The organism is Streptomyces sp. SAS_272 (genome assembly GCF_052543235.1).
This window is the reverse complement of record NZ_JBMNDR010000217.1, coordinates 1-1,274: the sequence shown is the minus strand read 5'-3', so window position 1 is coordinate 1,274 and position 1,274 is coordinate 1. Positions and strand designations below refer to the sequence as shown.

Annotated in this window: 1 protein-coding gene; it reads right to left on the bottom strand. The window is 78.1% G+C overall.

Annotated elements, in window-relative coordinates:
- A partial coding sequence (locus tag ACN6LD_RS42225; protein ID WP_445045939.1) for a SpnB-like Rossmann fold domain-containing protein occupies positions 1 to 1,274 on the bottom strand: 1,274 nt, incomplete at both ends.

Sequence of the window (1,274 nt, the reverse complement as noted above, 5' to 3'; positions counted from 1 at the left end):
CGCCGCCACCCGCACCGCCGCACCCAGGGCGCCCAGCTCCGCGACCAGGCCGGCCGCCCCCTCCGCCCGCTCGCCCCGGCGGCTCACCAGCACCAGATGACGCACCCCGTAGGCCACCACCAGATGCCGCGCGAACAACGCGCCCAGCGTCCCCGTCCCGCCGGTGACCAGCACCGTGCCGTCCGGGTCGAGCGGGCGGAACGCCGGACCGCACCCCGACGCCGACGCCGACGGCGGCGCCGATGCCGGCGCCGACGCTGATGCCGGCGCCGACGCTGATGCCGGCGCTGACGGCGCCGTCGGCGCGGGCGCCGGTGCTCTGACCAGTCTGGGCACGCGGACGGTGGAGCCCCGCACCGCGTACTGGGTTTCGGCGTCGGCGCTCAGCGCCCGGGCCAGGTCGCCGGCCGAGCGGGGGCGCTCGTCGAGGTCGACGAGCGTGAACCGGCCGGGTTCCTCCCTCTGCGCGGTGCGCACCAGACCCCACACGGCGGCGCCCGCCAGATCGCAGACGCCCTCGCCGTCGTGGGTCGCCACCGCGCCGCGGGTGACGACGGTCAGCCGGGCCGGTGCGAACTCCTGGCTGCCGAGCCAGCGCTGCATCTCGCGCAGCGTGTGCCGCGTCGCGCCGTGGACGCCCGCCAGGGACGCGGCGCCCGTGTCGTCACCGGCCGCGAGCAGCACCGTGCGGGGTGCTTCGGCGCCCTGCCGCAGGCCGGCCACGAGGGCGTCGACGTCCGCGTGCAGGGGGACGCCGAGGCGGTCCGCGAGGAAGGCGGCCGTGCCGCCGGCCGGGCCCAGCACGGCGATGCCGCCCGGCCGGGCCTTCTCCGGCAGCGGCTGCTCGCCCCAGTCGACCACGTAGGGCGAGGCGAGGCCGTCGCCGGCCGCGGCGCGCAGCCGGTCCGCGGGGATCTCGCGCAGGGCGAGCGAGTCGACGGCGGCGACCGCACGCCCCGCCTCGTCGAACAGCTCGAGCCCCAGGACGCCCTCACCGGCCGGCACGATCCGCACCCGCACCGCCGCCGCACCCGTCGCGTGCAGACGCACACCCGACCACACGAACGGCAGCCGCGGCACACCCGCACCCGCGCCCTGCGCCTCTGCTCCCGGCAGCAGCCCGGCATGCAACGACGCGTCCAGCAACGCCGGATGCACCCCGAACCCCGCAGCCCACTCCCGCTCCCCCTCGCCCAGAGCGACCTCGGCGAACACCTCCTCGCCCCGACGCCACACCGCGCCCACACCCTGGAACACCGGCCCGTACTCATACC